We start from the raw sequence: 15,603 nt of genomic DNA, 5'->3' as shown, positions 1-15,603 counted from the left end.
CCCACCACATTCTCAAGAACGGAACAGACCAGCCACGTTGTGTGAGGCCCCTTGGCGACACGCCTTTTCCGCGGTACCACTCCAGTTAAGCGGCGACCTCAGAACCAGACTCGCGCACTGTCGGCGCGGTGGTCACGATGGGAACAGCCCCGCGGGCGCGGGGACGACCACCCGAATCTGCCGGACGGGTGGCCGGATATGGGAACAGCCCCGCGGGTGCGGGGACGACTGCAACTCCACCTGCGCCTCAGTCAGCTGGTCGGGAACAGCCCCGCGGGTGCGGGGACGACAGGGCTGCGCTGCCCCGGTACAAGCTGCGCGTGGGAACAGCCCCGCGGGTGCGGGGACGACTGAAAACCACACTGGGTGAGGTCACACCCACCGGGAACAGCCCCGCGGGTGCGGGGACGACTAGGCGTAGCTAATCCGAGCACTAGCAGTTCAGGGAACAGCCCCGCGGGTGCGGGGACGACCGATCGGCGCTGGCCGTCCTTCTCGAACGTCCGGGAACAGCCCCGCGGGTGCGGGGACGACCGGGCTGACCTGGCCGAGGACGCCGCCCAGCTGGGAACAGCCCCGCGGGTGCGGGGACGACCTGGCACGCCGACAGGCCGGCGACACGATCGAGGGAACAGCCCCGCGGGTGCGGGGACGACCAAACCGACCGCCGAACAGTGATGCTTTGGGCGGGAACAGCCCCGCGGGTGCGGGGACGACGTATTCGTCGTCCATCCGAGTCCACGCCAAGAGGGAACAGCCCCGCGGGTGCGGGGACGACGAGATGGTCGACAAGACAAGCGGCGTGCCAGTGGGAACAGCCCCGCGGGTGCGGGGACGACGCCAGGGCGGTACAGAGGATCGTGTAGTTCTCGGGAACAGCCCCGCGGGTGCGGGGACGACCGAGGGGGGAGAAGACCGATGACGTGCACGGTGGGAACAGCCCCGCGGGTGCGGGGACGACGTCCGTCGTACCGCCCTCGCCGTCGTGGTGGTGGGAACAGCCCCGCGGGTGCGGGGACGACGGCCTTTCGCTGTTCGACCTCGAAGACCCCGAGGGAACAGCCCCGCGGGTGCGGGGACGACGGCCTTTCGCTGTTCGACCTCGAAGACCCCGAGGGAACAGCCCCGCGGGTGCGGGGACGACCCCGGTGCGCGGGCGTCGAAGATCCTCGGCGCGGGAACAGCCCCGCGGGTGCGGGGACGACTACGTGTCACCCACGGGCCGGTCGCTGCGGGTGGGAACAGCCCCGCGGGTGCGGGGACGACTTTCCTACGTGGCCCTGATCGCAGTGCTTTTCGGGAACAGCCCCGCGGGTGCGGGGACGACGACGAGCTGGCCAAGCGGGTGGCCGCTGGCGAGGGAACAGCCCCGCGGGTGCGGGGACGACACCAGATGGTGTCAGCGTCGATCGACACGGGCGGGAACAGCCCCGCGGGTGCGGGGACGACTTCACCGCGGAGTTCGTCGCCGGATCGCACCTGGGAACAGCCCCGCGGGTGCGGGGACGACGGCCTAGCGGCGGGTCTTTCGCTGACCGGGATGGGAACAGCCCCGCGGGTGCGGGGACGACCGACGGGGTCGCGCGGGGACGGATCGACTGGACGGAACAGCCCCGCGGGTGCGGGGACGACCAGCTGTCGAAGTGGATGCCGAAGTCCACGGAGGGAACAGCCCCGCGGGTGCGGGGACGACATGGTTCGTTGATGTGGCGTTGCATGGGAAAACGGAACAGCCCCGCGGGTGCGGGGACGACAAGACGATCGGCCTCGTCAAGAGCCTTGTTGCGGGAACAGCCCCGCGGGTGCGGGGACGACCCCGACTCACCGGTCTTCGAAGCAGCGGAGAAGGGAACAGCCCCGCGGGTGCGGGGACGACTGATCTCTTCCGTCTCCCTGTCGAGCTTGGCTGGGAACAGCCCCGCGGGTGCGGGGACGACACGGCCCGAATGATGCGCCGCGACAACGTCACGGGAACAGCCCCGCGGGTGCGGGGACGACGAGTTCTTCTCGGGCCGCAGGTCGTGGGCTCAGGGAACAGCCCCGCGGGTGCGGGGACGACGTCGGCGCCCTGGGGTCGTTCCTGCTGACGAAGGGAACAGCCCCGCGGGTGCGGGGACGACTTCGCGAAGAATCGTCATGGTCGGGTTGGGGAGGGAACAGCCCCGCGGGTGCGGGGACGACGTCTACCAGCACGCGCTGGAGGCCGCCGCCCCGGGAACAGCCCCGCGGGTGCGGGGACGACACGTACTCAGTCACTGAGGAGTTTGAGGCGCCGGGAACAGCCCCGCGGGTGCGGGGACGACTACCGCAACACGGGCCCGCTGGTCGACGGTCAGGGGAACAGCCCCGCGGGTGCGGGGACGACGGCCTGTTGTCCCTGGGTTTGATCTGGGGACCGGGAACAGCCCCGCGGGTGCGGGGACGACCCAGTGTTACGCAGCACGCTGCCGGGTGGGCAGGGAACAGCCCCGCGGGTGCGGGGACGACGGCGGGGCAGTCGACTTGCTCGGCGGAGTTGCGGGAACAGCCCCGCGGGTGCGGGGACGACGTGTCCAGCCGAGGTCGATGAGGAGCTCCTTCGGGAACAGCCCCGCGGGTGCGGGGACGACCCGTTGACCTGCGTGACCGCCTGAACCCCCGGGGGAACAGCCCCGCGGGTGCGGGGACGACAACATGAACCCGGACGAGTTGTCGTCGCCGAAGGGAACAGCCCCGCGGGTGCGGGGACGACTTCCACCCAGGTGTGCGGAACGTGCCGTGCCGGGGAACAGCCCCGCGGGTGCGGGGACGACCGATCCTCGGTTTGACCGCGGGTCCTGTGACCGGGAACAGCCCCGCGGGTGCGGGGACGACGCGCTCGGCATTGACGCCGAGCTCTTGGAGGGCGGAACAGCCCCGCGGGTGCGGGGACGACCTCGGCACGGTCGACGAGGACCGCGTGCCGGAGGGAACAGCCCCGCGGGTGCGGGGACGACTGGCTTGCCATTCTCACGGAGGAGGTCGGCGAGGGAACAGCCCCGCGGGTGCGGGGACGACTCGACGATGAGCCTGGCCCAAGTGGTGACGACGGGAACAGCCCCGCGGGTGCGGGGACGACTTCTCGCTCCTGTCCGATCTCCGGTGCGATGGGGGAACAGCCCCGCGGGTGCGGGGACGACTTACCGAGGAGTCTTCCCGTGACTGATCAGGCGGGAACAGCCCCGCGGGTGCGGGGACGACACTTGCTGACCTGCGATGTTACAGCGGATGGGTGCGATTTTCATTCACTTTGGCCGCAGGCCCCGTATCGATCTGAATACCTCCCGGAGTCCGGCCCCGTTGCGACGGGCCGATGCACGGCCACCGCCACCGCCACGCCAGCCGCGACTCGCCTGGTATCGACCGCCCGTGCCAGGCGTTACGGCTCGCGCACGTACACCGTGAGCATGCACGCAGCTCGTGCACCCCGGGCAACGCAGCATCCCCGGTAACGGCCGTGAACTCCCAAGCGATGTGTAGACATTCGGATGCTGGGGAGTGCACAGTGGATGACCGTGCCTGGTTGTCGGCCTGGGGTAAAGCCGCGCGCGACGATACTGGTCGTTGCGTCGCATGGAACCCGCTGTACCAGCACCTGGACGACGCGATGGCGGTCGCCGAGAAGCTCATTCAATCATGGGTCTCACCGCAGATAATCGCTCGAATTTCGTCTGAGCTACCGGATGGAATCGCCGGCGTTCGTGTCCTGACGAGTTGGCTTGCCGGCGTCCACGATGTCGGTAAGGTTTCTCCGGCATTCAGCGTACAGGTCAACGACCTTGCCGGATACATGGATCGATACGGTCTCGATTACAAGCCTGCGCTCGCGAGCGACCCCAAACGTCGCGAAGTCGGCCATGCGATTATCGGACACCTGGCGGTACGGGACTGGATGGTCGACGACCTGGGGTTTGCTCGCCGGAAAAGCATGGCTGCGCAGCTGGCCTCCGTAGTCGGTAGCCATCACGGTGTTCCGCCGGAACGTGCGCAGCTCAGCCTGGCCAGGGATCGAGCGGACCTGGCAGGGACGGGCGTATGGCATCGACTGCGCTGGTTCCTGCTTGACCGCGCCACTGACCGGATCGGGGGCCGCGAGGTACTCGCGCGTTATCGAAATGTGCGGTTGAGTCTGCCGAGCCAGGCGTTACTCACAGCGATCGTGATCATTGCCGACTGGATCGCCTCGAACGACGAGTTGTTTCCGCTTCGTCCGGTCGAAGCCCTTTCCAGGGAGCCCGAGAAACCGGATGATGACAGAACGCGGGAACGGTTGGAGTACGGATGGTCGAGCTTGGCGCTACCGGCGCAATGGTCCGCTCAACCGATACCGGACGATCGGGACCAGTTGTTCCAGGACAGGTTCGGCTATCCTGACGCTTCGCTGAACCCGATTCAGCGAGCCGCGGTCAACGCCGCCGTGGCGCAGGGCGAGCCAGGAATGCTCGTAATCGAGGCACCGATGGGGTCCGGCAAGACCGAGGCCGCCCTACTGGCTGCTGAGGCGCTGGCCGGACGCAGCGGCGCGGACGGGGTGTTCATCGCGCTACCCACGCAGGCGACCACTGACGCCATGTTCTCCCGGGTGCGCCGATGGCTCGACAGACTCCCCGGGAGTTCGGACGGCAGGGCGGTCTCGTTACGGCTCGCCCACGGCAAGGCGCATCTCAACGACGAGTTCGCCGGCATGGTGCACAGAGGACGGTACGGCTGTGTCGGTGACGACGAGGCAGCGATTGTCCACGCGTGGTTCTCCGGCCGGAAGAAGTCGGTGCTCGCGGCGTTCGTGGTCGGCACGATCGACCAGGTGTTGTTCGCTGGGCTGAAAAGCAGGCACTTGATGCTGCGGCACCTCGCGCTGGCAGGCAAAGTCGTGATCATCGACGAGGTGCACGCCTACGACGTCTACATGTCACAGTATCTGCATCGCGTCCTGCACTGGCTTGGTGCGTACCGCGTTCCGGTCGTTCTCCTGTCGGCGACGCTTCCGCCGGATCGCCGGAGCGAGTTGCTGCAGGCCTACGACACGGGCCGCGGGCGGGAAACCCCCGGCGCGCTCGCCGACGGCTACCCGCAAGTCTCGGGTACTGGTCTTCAATCTGTCGTTCTGCCGCTGCCCGAGCCGGCCAGCTCGGTGCAGTTGGACAGAATTGGGGACGACCTCGACATGCTGACCGAGTACCTCAGCAGGCACCTCTCCGAAGGTGGGTGCGCCGTCGTCATTCGGAACACGGTAACTCGCGTGCAGGAGACCGCGGAGCACCTGTCGGCGACGTTCGGCGTGGACGCTGTGACCATAAACCACGCCCGATTTCTCGCCTGCGACAGAGCCGAGAAGGACCGGGATCTGTTGCGGAGGTTCGGGTCACCGCTTGGCGAATGCGAACGGCCCGACATACACATCGTCGTTGCATCACAGGTCGTTGAACAGTCCCTCGACATCGATTTCGACCTCATGGTGACCGACCTGGCGCCGGCCGATCTCGTCCTCCAGCGGCTAGGTCGGTTGCACCGCCATCGACGTGCCCGTCCCACACCGGTGCGGCAGCCACGTTGTGCGCTCGTCGGTGTGCTCGACTGGAATACAGGTCCGGTCGTGGCCGTGCCGGAATCTCGCAAGGTTTACGGCGAGTATCCGCTTCTGCGTGCCGCGGCGATCCTTCACGGCCGCGATACATTGTCTGTGCCGCATGACATCGCACCGCTGGTGCACGCCGCTTATGGCCACACACCCGTCGGGCCGAAGTCTTGGCAACCGAAGCTGGCCGTGGCCGAGCGCATTGCGGCTGATCGCGCTCAGCAACGTCGACGTGCCGCTGGCGACTTCCTCCTCGGTGAGTCCGATGCCGCTGACGATCTGTGCGGCTGGGTCCGGGCCGGAGTCGGCGACGTGGACGACGACAGCCCGCAAGGCCTGGCTCAGGTACGCGATGGCGAGGAATCGCTTGAGGTTCTCATCGTGCAACGCGACGTCGACGGCGGCCTGCTCGTGCCTGACTGGGTGAGGCATGGTGGAGCGCAACTCCCTCTCGACGGGCCTGTGCCTTACCGGCTGGCGCGCGTCGTCGCGGCCTGCAGCCTCCGGCTCCCCTACGCACTGAGCCACAGTGGCGTGATCGACGACGTCATTCGCGAACTCGAAGCCAGCAGATTCACCAGCTTCGACAAGACCCCTCAGCTCACCGGGCAGCTCGTTCTGGTTCTTGACCAGCACCGGCAGGCGAAGCTGAACGACTACCGTCTCACCTACGACCTCCGGCGAGGACTGGTTCATGATCGAATCTGACACAAGCACCTCGGAGCTGCCAAGTTTCAACTTGATCGAGCAGCCATGGCTTCTCGCGCGCGACCAGAACGGCGAAACCTCCGAACTGTCGCTTGTGGACGTATTACGGCGATCGAGCCAGCTGGCCGGGCTTGTTGGCGACGTTCCGACGCAGGTGTTCGCCCTGACCCGCGTCCTCCTTGCCGTTCTGCATGGCGCGTTGCGCGGCCCATCGACAGTGGAGTACTGGGAGGCGCTCTGGGAAGCGGAATCGTTGCCGATGGACACCATCGAGGGCTATCTCAACCGGAACCGGGATCGGTTCGAGCTCTTCCATGAGACTACGCCGTTCATGCAGGTCGCCGGCCTACGCACTGCCAAGGGCGAGTGGTCGGATCTGAGCAAGCTGGTCGCGGACGTGCCCAACGGGCGTTCGTTCTTCACGACGCGGCTTGCCAAGGATCTGTCGCTGAGCTACGCCGAGGCCGCGCGATGGTTGGTGCATTGCCAGGCGTTCGACCCTTCCGGAATCAAGTCCGGCGCCGTCGGTGACGACCGTGTGAAGGGAGGAAGGGGCTACCCGATCGGTGTGTCCTGGTGTGGCCAGCTCGGTGGGCTGCTGCCAGAGGGACGCACGCTCAGAGACACGTTGCTGCTCAACCTGATCCCGCACGAGATCAGCAACCATACCAGCGTGGTGGACGTACCAAGCTGGGAAAGGCCGCCGCTCGGTCCAGGCGAACAAGATCCCGAGTTCCTGAAACCGGCCGGGCCGGTGGCCCTGTTCACGTGGCAGAGCCGTCGGATTCGGTTGAACCCGCAGAACGGGACCGTCATCAGTGTGCTGATCTGCAATGGCGACAAGCTCGCGCCACAGAACATGCACACCACCGAGACCCACTCCGCGTGGCGTTACAGCGACCCGCAGTCGAAGAAGTTCAAGACGACTGTCTACATGCCGCTGAAGCACAATGAGGAAAGGGCGATCTGGCGCGGGCTGGCATCGATGCTACCCGACTACGCCCGCGGTCAGGGCGCCGAGGCCGCACGCCGCCTGACGGCGACGGTGACCGAATGGCTTGGGTATCTGGCCACGGAGGAAATCCTCGATCGCACCTACCCCATTCGCGTGAGGACACTCGGTATCACCTACGGATCGAACGAGTCCGTCATCGACGAAGTCATCGATGACGCGCTGTCCATCCAGGCGGTCCTGGCCGCGCGCGACGCCGAGCCATTGAAGGGCGTGGCGGAGAGTTGCGTCGAGGCATCCGAGAACGCCGCGAAGGCGCTGGGCTTCCTGGCCGCTGACCTGACGGTCGCCGCCGGCGGCGACCCGGCCGGACCCAGGGCGAGGGCGGCCGAGGATGCCTACGCCGCACTGGATCCGCTTTTCCGCGAGTGGCTGAGCGCGCTTGGCCCCGACTCCGATCCGACCGAACGCCAGATCAGCTGGCACCGAACAGCCAGGGAGACCGTGGGCCGGCTAGGGCAGGACCTGGTCCGGGCCGCGTCACCGGCCAGCTGGGTCGGACGTGTGCACAACAAGCGCGTCTATACAACCGCACACGCGGATGCCCGATTCCGTACCGCGCTTCGCGAGGCCCTTCCCATGGCTGGTGTCTCCGAAGAATCTCCAGTGAACAAGCCCGCGGCCTAGCTACACCACTCGACAGGATTGACAGATGACCGAAACCGTGAGCTTCACCGAGCTGATGAAGTCGACCGTTGACAAGCGCGTGAGCGATATCCAAGGTGCCTACCTGAGGAACCGGCCGGGTGGTGTGGCTGCACTTGCCCGCCTCCGACGGGGTCTGGGGAGACCTCCGGGAAGTGTTCTGGACATCCTGGATTTCACCTATGCCAAGGAATTCGTCGGCGACCCGAATAGCGATGAGCCAACCCGCGCCGAAGCCGCCGCGCATCTGGCCATGACACTGTACGCGGCACACCAACAGTCCCAGAGCCAGCCGATGCACAAGCGAGGAGAGCGACTCGGCCGGTCGATCCGCATGCTGATCACCGAGAAGGACGTGACCAAGTACGTCGAGCACTCGGTAGCACACCGGTTCGCCGCATTGGGCACCGCGGACAGCCTCGCCGAGCTGTCTCATCACCTCCGCGGAATCGTGCAGCTGCTACGCGCCAACGGAGTCCCGATTGACTACGGCCGGCTCGCCGTTGACCTGCTGCATTGGCAGTACCCCGATCGCACCGCATCGGTGAAGCTCCGGTGGGGCCGGGACTTCCATTTCCCGGCCAACCAGAACACCGACGTCTGAAAGGTAAGCACATGCCGAGGACCATCGTGGACATCCATGTCCTGCAAACCGTTCCGCCGAGCAACATCAACCGCGATGACACAGGCAGCCCGAAAACCGCTACCTATGGTGGCGCACGCCGGGCCCGTGTCTCGAGCCAAGCCTGGAAGCGGGCGACCCGGGACGCCTTTGCCGACCTGCTGGACCGGAACGAACTCGGTGTACGCACCAAGCGTGTGGTGGAGCTGGTTGCCGATGAGATCGCCAAGCAGGACCCGTCCTTCGCCGATCGGGCGGAGGAACTCTCCACCGCTGTGCTGGCCGCCGCCGGTGTCAAACTGACGGCCGCAAGGAAGAAGGACGCTCCGCAGGAGTCAGGGTTTCTGCTGTTCCTCAGCAATCGTCAAGTGGCCGGCCTGGCCGAGCTGGCGATCAACGCGGCGCGCGAGGCCGACGGCGGCGCGGTGAAGATCGCTTCGAAGGAGGCGAAGACGCGCGCCGATCAGGAGAACTCTGTCGACGTGTCGCTGTTCGGGCGGATGGTCGCGGACCAGACCGACCTGAACGTCGAGGCTGCGGCGCAGGTCGCGCACGCGCTGAGCGTGCACGAGGTGGCCACCGAGTTCGACTACTTCACAGCGGTAGACGACCACAAGAAGGCTGATGAGGAGGAGGACGCCGGTGCCGGCATGATCGGCGCCGTGGAGTTCAACTCGTCCACGCTGTACCGCTATGCCACCGTCGACGTCGACCAGCTCGAGGAGAATCTTGGCAACACGGACGTCACCCGGCGCGCAGTCGAAGCTTTCACGCGGGCTTTCATCACCAGCATGCCGACCGGCAAGCAGAACACCTTCGCCAACCGCACCCTACCGGATGCCGTGCTGGTGATCGTCCGCGAGACCCAGCCGATCAATCTGGTCGGCGCTTACGAAGACGCTATCACCGCTGAGGAAAAGGCGGGCCGAATCGCAACGGCTATCCAACGGCTGGCCACGCACGCCACCGAACAACACGAGGCATTCGACGAGCGGCCGGTGACCGCGTGGGCGTTCGGAGGCGGCGACCGAGTCGATCCGCTGAGCGAGATCGCGGAACGCTCCACCATCGGCGCCACTGTGCGAGCACTGGGCGAGTTGGTGGCCGGCCGTTTGGCGGCGACGGCGTGACCGCACTACTGCTGCGGCTCGCCGGTCCGCTGCAGTCGTGGGGAACCGGCAGCCGTTTCACGCGTCGCAACACCGATCGGATGCCCAGTCGTAGCGGTGTCATCGGCTTGCTCGCCTCCGCCACCGGGCGCCGCAGGACCGATCCCCTGGAGGACCTGCTCGAACTCCGCATCGGTGTGCGCATCGACCAGCCAGGCAAGGTGGAACGGGACTTTCAGACCGCACGTACTCGTGACGGTGCCGAGTCGATGCCCCTGTCGCAGCGGTTCTACCTTGCCGACGCGGTGTTTGCCGTCGCCGTAGAAGGAGACCTCGCGCTGCTCGAGGGCCTACGAGCAGCGTTGCGCCGCCCCGTCTATCCGCTGTTCCTCGGTCGCAAATCCTGTCCCCCCGCGGGAAAACTCGACCACGGCCTGCGTGATGGCGATGTCGGTGAAGTCCTCGCCGCAGCGGAATGGCTAGCGTCGAGACGGGTGCAGGAACGCCACGGAAAGCCGAACGCGACACTCGAGGTCACCAGGGATTGTCCGCTCGAAACGCCGGGTAGCGACGTCGTGCGAGACGACCCCATCTCGTTTGACCAGCGTCACCGCCAGTACGGCTGGCGCAGCGTCATCCGCTATCCCGTCACCATCCCCAACACGCTCCACAACGGGGTGCGCAACCCGCCGGACCCGCACGACCCCATGGTCTTGTTGGAAGGGCTGAACTGATGTACCTGACCCGATTCGAGATCAACACCGCCCGCCGGGGCGCTCGGACACTTCTCGCCTCACCGCACCGGGTCCACGGTGCGGTTCTCCATGGGTTTCCGGCCAACCAGCGAGAACCGACCGAGTACGGCCGGATCCTGTGGCGCATCGACCAACGCGGTAGCCAGGCGCTGCTGTACGTGGTCAGCCCTCACCGACCCGATCTGACGCACCTGGTCGAAACCGCAGGCTGGCCCGCCACTCAAGGCTGGGAGACCCGCGATTACACCCCGCTGCTCAACCGTCTGGATGCCGGCAGCCAGTGGGCGTTCCGGCTTGCCGCCAACCCCGTGTCAAGTCGGCCAAAATTCGAGGAATCCACCCGCTCACAACGGTTCGGCCATGTCACCGTCGAACAGCAGACCGAGTGGTTGCTACGCCGCACCGAACGGAACGGCTTTGGCATTCCCGCCATCACCCTGGACGGCGCCGACAAGGAGCCAGACGTCGCTGTCCACGGTCGGCGGGTCTGGCGCTTTCCCCGGCAAGGCCGCACAGTCACCCTCGCCACAGCAGTGTTCGAGGGACGTCTCGAAATCACGGACGCAGCAACGTTTCGCCGCAGCCTCACCCACGGCATCGGGTCGGGGAAAGGCTACGGCTGCGGTCTGCTGACCCTCGCGCCGCTCGGTTGACGGCATGTCCGACATCCCCGGCGCCCGACCTGTCCCGGTCTCACACCTGACCCGCGCACAAGATCGGCTCACTTTTCTCTACCTCGAGCACTGCGTCGTGAACCGGGACGCGAATGCGATCACCGCCCAGGACACTCGCGGCACAGTTCACATCCCCGCAGCAACGCTCGGAGCGTTGCTCCTCGGCCCAGGCACGACGATCAGCCAGCAGGCCATGGTGCTACTTGCCGAGAGCGGCTCAACCGCGGTCTGGGTTGGCGAACACGGCGTCCGCTACTACGCCCACGGCCGCACCCTCACCCACTCGTCACGTCTACTCGAACGGCAAGCCGCGCTCGTGTCCAACCAGACCTCACGGCTGCGCGTCGCACGCCGAATGTACGCGATGCGATTCCCGGACGAGGACACCAGCCGCCTCACCATGCAACAATTGCGCGGCCGCGAAGGCGCTCGAGTGCGGGGAATCTACCGCGCGCACTCCAGCCGAACCGGGGTGCCATGGGAAGGCCGCGACTACAACACCGCCGACTTCGACGACGGCACCCCGGTCAACCAAGCCCTGTCCGCGGCCAACACCAGTCTCTACGGTGTCGTCCACGCAGTTATCGTCGCGCTCGGTCTGGCACCTGGGCTTGGATTCATCCACACCGGGCACATCCGCTCCTTTGTTTACGACGTCGCCGACCTGTACAAAACGGAGATCACCATCCCCATTGCCTTCGACATCGCCGCCCGTGACGCCGGCGACATCGGCGCGGTAACCCGGCGCGAGGTTCGCGACCGGATGAAGGATGGAGCGTTCCTGGAAACCTGTGTCCGTGACATCAAGACCCTGCTCGCAGACCCAGACGAAGCTGAAGCGGTCGAATACGGCCCCGAAGCCTTCGAGAACCCGGACGTCGTCATGCTCTGGGACACCAATGGACGGACCGTCGCGGCGGGTACCTCGTACGGCGATTACGGGGAGTTCGACGACTTCGACGATGATGGGGCGGGTCCATGACCGTCATCGTCGTCGCCGCATGTCCCGTCGGACTTCGCGGTCACCTCACCCGCTGGCTCCTGGAAATATCGCCCGGCGTGTTCGTTGGAAAGATCAACAAACGAGTGCGTACGCTTGCTTGGCAACGAGTTACCGAGATGGTCAAGACCGGGCGGGCGATCATGGTGTACTCCGCCAACAACGAGCAAGGCCTCGCCTTCGAAGTTCACGCCCACGACTGGGTGCCCATCGACTTCGAAGGAATCCGACTCATGCTCCGCCCCACCAAACCCACCCGACAGCCGAGAACCGGATGGAGCACAGCAAGTCGACGCCGCCGCAACCGCCAGAAGTGAACGAAAACCGCAACCGACCGTCGTAAAACCGCACGTCAACAAGTGTCGTCCCCGCGCCCGCGGGGCTGATCCCATCCGGCCGAGGTCGAGCACGAACTCGCGGGTGTCGTCCCCGCGCCCGCGGGGCTGATCCCGTCTTCGCCTGGCCGCCGTAGTTCCAGCCGTGGTCGTCCCCGCGCCCGCGGGGCTGATCCCTCCGGAGCAGGGTTCCGTACCACCCAGTTCTCGTCGTCCCCGCGCCCGCGGGGCTGATCCCGACGGACCCTCCAACACCACCAGATCCGCGGGGTCGTCCCCGCGCCCGCGGGGCTGATCCCGAAAGTGCCACCAGCGCCATCAGCGACGATGTGTCGTCCCCGCGCCCGCGGGGCTGATCCCGCGTGACAGGCGACGAGCAGGACGCGTTCAGCGTCGTCCCCGCGCCCGCGGGGCTGATCCCGCTCGCGAAGACGATCAGCAGCCGTCAGCATGGTCGTCCCCGCGCCCGCGGGGCTGATCCCGACCCATACCCAGTGGGCAGAACACCGCCCTCGTCGTCCCCGCGCCCGCGGGGCTGATCCCAGCGCAGCGGACGGTGATGCTGTGGGCAAGGGGTCGTCCCCGCGCCCGCGGGGCTGATCCCGCCACACAGGCCGACGGCCAGTGGGCGTGGGAGTCGTCCCCGCGCCCGCGGGGCTGATCCCAACACCGAAGGAACCGACGGGTCGATCTCCACGTCGTCCCCGCGCCCGCGGGGCTGATCCCCGGAGCCCGACCAGGATGAGCACGTAGGCGGGGTCGTCCCCGCGCCCGCGGGGCTGATCCCGAGCCGCCGGACTTCGATCCGCGCGACCTCTGGTCGTCCCCGCGCCCGCGGGGCTGATCCCGCCTTGGTGGGCAGCCCGATTGATTTGTCGTCGTCGTCCCCGCGCCCGCGGGGCTGATCCCGCCTGGAACGTTGCGACCAACGGCGGCCCGAGGTCGTCCCCGCGCCCGCGGGGCTGTTCCCTCCAGCTCGGGCGGGATGGTGGCCTTGGCAGGGTCGTCCCCGCGCCCGCGGGGCTGTTCCCATGGCGTTCACGTAGTGCCAGCCCTCGGGGGCGTCGTCCCCGCGCCCGCGGGGCTGTTCCCAACGTCGTGGGTCGTACTCTCCGAGTCCGATCGGGATGGAACTCAACCAGAAGCTGCGCCTGTTCGAATACGGCAGTGTGCTGACCATCGTGCTCGTCGTGCTCGTTGTCGTCGTCGTGCTTGACCGGGCCAGCGCACATCTGAGGAAGAGGCTCGTATGACCCTGACCTGTGACGACAATGTGCTCCCGAACGTCCGCGACCTCGGCGGCCTCCCCGCGGGTCCGGGCAGGCGCACCGCCGCCGGGGTGCTGTACCGCAGCGCCGCTCCGCTGGCGGGGGACCTGCCGCCGCGGGCGTTGCCGTCGTGGCCGGCGCGCACCGTGCTGGACCTGCGTGCGCCCGGCGAACTCGACGCACCGCACCCGCTGGCCGTCGCCGGGACCACCGTGCACGCTCTGCCGTTCCTCGACGACGCCCAGCTCAGCGCGCTACCGCGCGACGACCTCGGGGCGATCTACCGGGTGTTCGTCCAGCAGGCCGCGCCGCAGCTGGCCAGCGTGGTGACGCTGGCCGCCACCGCGCCCGGGCCGCTGCTCATCCACTGCGCGGCGGGCAAGGACCGCACGGGCGTGGCCGTGGCGCTCCTGCTCGCGTGCGCGGGCGTGTCCAGAGACGAGATCGTGGCCGACTACATGCTGACCCAGCACAACCTCGACGCGATCATCGCGCGGCTGCGCCGCACCAACCACGTACACAGCCGCGACCAGAATGGTGTGGCCGGCAGCGCCTACGGCGCGCCACCCGAGGCCATCGAAACCGTCCTCGACCTGTGGACGGCATCCCCCGCAGGAGTCCACGGCTGGCTCGAGGCGCATGGCGCGACCGCGGACGCGGTCCGGCGGTGGACCCAGCGGTTCCCCACCGCTGGGCCGAGCTAGACCCGGACCGTCCGCGACTCGTGCGGTGGTGGCTCGGGTGGCCGCCCGGTTGGATGCGATGTCGCCGGGTGCGACGTTGATCGACCGGTGCGGTCGGGTCCACCGCCCCTCGACGGCGGTCTTATGCGCGCAGGGCGCGCGCCGCTGCTACGTCAGCGGCGTGGAGGGCATCAGTCCATGATGACGACTGCCCGGCCGACGAGCCGGCCGTTCTCCAGATCGTCGAACGCGGTGAGGGCGTTCTCGAAGCCGTAGTGCGTGATCCTGGTGGTGAGGCATCCGGTGCGGGCGAGGGCTACGAGGTCAACGAGATCCTGCCGGGTGCCGCTGTACGGGCGGCTGATGGTCGCGCCTCGCGGGAGGGTCGTCGATGTTCGGGCGGTTTCGAATTGGAGCGTTCCGTCGCCCTGGCCGGGAACGCGGATCGTGCCGTACGGCGCGACGACGGCGCCTGCCAGCGCGAGTGTCGTCGTGGTCCCGACGAGGTCGAGCACGAGGTCGGCACCGTGTCCGCCGGCGGCGCGCAGCACCTTCTCCGCGATGTCGTCATCGGTTGACACGAATGTGTGGTCGACCTTGGCGCGCACTTCGTCGAGGGCCTGCTGCCTCACGTCCAGGGCAATGACTTTCGCCACCGTGGACGCTCTGAGGATCTCGACCGCGAACTGGCCCAGGCCGCCGATCCCGATGACGACCGCGCACGATCCCGGGCGCAGGAGGTCGCCTACGGCGTTGATCGAGTGATACGGCACCAGACCCGCATCCGTCAGCGTGGCCGCGAACGCCGGGTCAAGTGCGTCCGCGGCCACCAACGCCGTGGCCGGGACCGCGACGAACTCCGCGAGGCCGCCGTCGACCGAGACACCGGGAACCGGTGGCTGGCTCAGCCGTCCCGCGGTGCTCAGGCACGCGTTCGTGACTCCGGCGACGCACTGCCGGCAGGTTCCGCACGACCACACCGGGTGGACGATCACCTGGTCACCCACGGCGAACGACGTGACCCCGTCTCCCCGTTCGACGATCGTGCCGGCGATCTCGTGCCCGAGGACGGTGCCTGGGGGAATGGCCGGGTGCGGGCTCGCACGGAAGTGAACGTCGGTGTGGCAGATGCCCGCCGCGGCGACGCGAAGGAGGACCCGGCCCGGCGTTGCGGTAGGCATCGGCACGTCAGTTCGGGA

11 protein-coding genes and 2 CRISPR repeat arrays are annotated in these 15,603 nt (G+C 67.5%); of the genes, 10 read left to right on the top strand and 1 reads right to left on the bottom strand.

Translation table 11 applies throughout. From position 1 onward, the window contains the following. Nucleotides 1-139: 139 nt before the first annotated feature. Nucleotides 140-3,219: a CRISPR direct-repeat array (repeat unit 29 nt; unit sequence GGGAACAGCCCCGCGGGTGCGGGGACGAC). Between the two features lie 304 nt (nt 3,220-3,523). The 10 genes from cas3 to BA062_RS36135 all read left to right on the top strand — a co-directional run bounded on the left by cas3 (nt 3,524) and on the right by BA062_RS36135 (nt 14,425). Beyond that, nucleotides 3,524-6,301, top strand: a complete 2,778-nt coding sequence (gene cas3, locus BA062_RS36180; protein WP_245960189.1) for a CRISPR-associated helicase Cas3' — start codon at nt 3,524-3,526, stop codon at nt 6,299-6,301. After that, nucleotides 6,288-7,940, top strand: coding sequence for a type I-E CRISPR-associated protein Cse1/CasA (gene casA, locus BA062_RS36175; protein WP_110343650.1), 1,653 nt, complete (start codon nt 6,288-6,290; stop codon nt 7,938-7,940). Before cas3 ends, casA begins: the two co-directional genes overlap by 14 nt. Before the next feature lie 25 nt (nt 7,941-7,965). After that, nucleotides 7,966-8,562 (top strand): type I-E CRISPR-associated protein Cse2/CasB, encoded by a 597-nt coding sequence (casB, locus tag BA062_RS36170; RefSeq protein ID WP_110343649.1) that lies wholly within the window; start codon nt 7,966-7,968, stop codon nt 8,560-8,562. Between the two features lie 11 nt (nt 8,563-8,573). Then, a complete protein-coding gene (gene cas7e, locus BA062_RS36165; protein WP_110343648.1) occupies nt 8,574-9,710 on the top strand; it encodes a type I-E CRISPR-associated protein Cas7/Cse4/CasC in 1,137 nt (378 codons plus the stop codon). Continuing rightward, nucleotides 9,707-10,423, top strand: a complete 717-nt coding sequence (gene cas5e / locus BA062_RS36160) for a type I-E CRISPR-associated protein Cas5/CasD (protein WP_110343647.1) — start codon at nt 9,707-9,709, stop codon at nt 10,421-10,423. Before cas7e ends, cas5e begins: the two co-directional genes overlap by 4 nt. Continuing rightward, complete coding sequence (gene cas6e / locus BA062_RS36155; RefSeq protein ID WP_110343646.1) at nt 10,423-11,097, top strand: type I-E CRISPR-associated protein Cas6/Cse3/CasE; 675 nt, start codon at nt 10,423-10,425, stop codon at nt 11,095-11,097. The genes cas5e and cas6e overlap by 1 nt, the downstream gene beginning before the upstream one ends. Nucleotides 11,098-11,101: 4 nt before the next feature. Further along, nucleotides 11,102-12,100, top strand: coding sequence for a type I-E CRISPR-associated endonuclease Cas1e (cas1e, locus tag BA062_RS36150; RefSeq protein ID WP_110343645.1), 999 nt, complete (start codon nt 11,102-11,104; stop codon nt 12,098-12,100). Further along, a complete protein-coding gene (gene cas2e, locus BA062_RS36145) occupies nt 12,097-12,435 on the top strand; it encodes a type I-E CRISPR-associated endoribonuclease Cas2e (protein ID WP_110343644.1) in 339 nt (112 codons plus the stop codon). The genes cas1e and cas2e overlap by 4 nt, the downstream gene beginning before the upstream one ends. A 44-nt stretch (nt 12,436-12,479) precedes the next feature. After that, a CRISPR array of direct repeats spans nt 12,480-13,545; the repeat unit is 29 nt; unit sequence GTCGTCCCCGCGCCCGCGGGGCTGATCCC. Nucleotides 13,546-13,580: 35 nt separating this feature from the next. Further along, nucleotides 13,581-13,706, top strand: a complete 126-nt coding sequence (locus BA062_RS41120; protein ID WP_281271679.1) for a hypothetical protein — start codon at nt 13,581-13,583, stop codon at nt 13,704-13,706. Then, on the top strand, nt 13,703-14,425 hold the full coding sequence (locus BA062_RS36135; protein WP_110343643.1) for a tyrosine-protein phosphatase: 723 nt from the start codon (nt 13,703-13,705) through the stop codon (nt 14,423-14,425). Before BA062_RS41120 ends, BA062_RS36135 begins: the two co-directional genes overlap by 4 nt. Nucleotides 14,426-14,595: 170 nt before the next feature. Here BA062_RS36135 and BA062_RS36130 read toward each other — a convergent pair whose 3' ends face one another. Further along, entirely contained in the window at nt 14,596-15,585 is a 990-nt protein-coding gene (locus BA062_RS36130) for an alcohol dehydrogenase catalytic domain-containing protein (RefSeq protein WP_210407105.1), read from the bottom strand. Between the last annotated feature and the right edge of the window lie 18 nt (nt 15,586-15,603).

Source organism: Prauserella flavalba, from assembly GCF_003202235.1.
GTDB classification, from domain to species: Bacteria; Actinomycetota; Actinomycetes; order Mycobacteriales; family Pseudonocardiaceae; genus Prauserella_A; species Prauserella_A flavalba.
The sequence above is the reverse complement of the archived record's forward strand: the minus strand, read 5'-3'. Positions and strand labels throughout refer to the sequence as shown.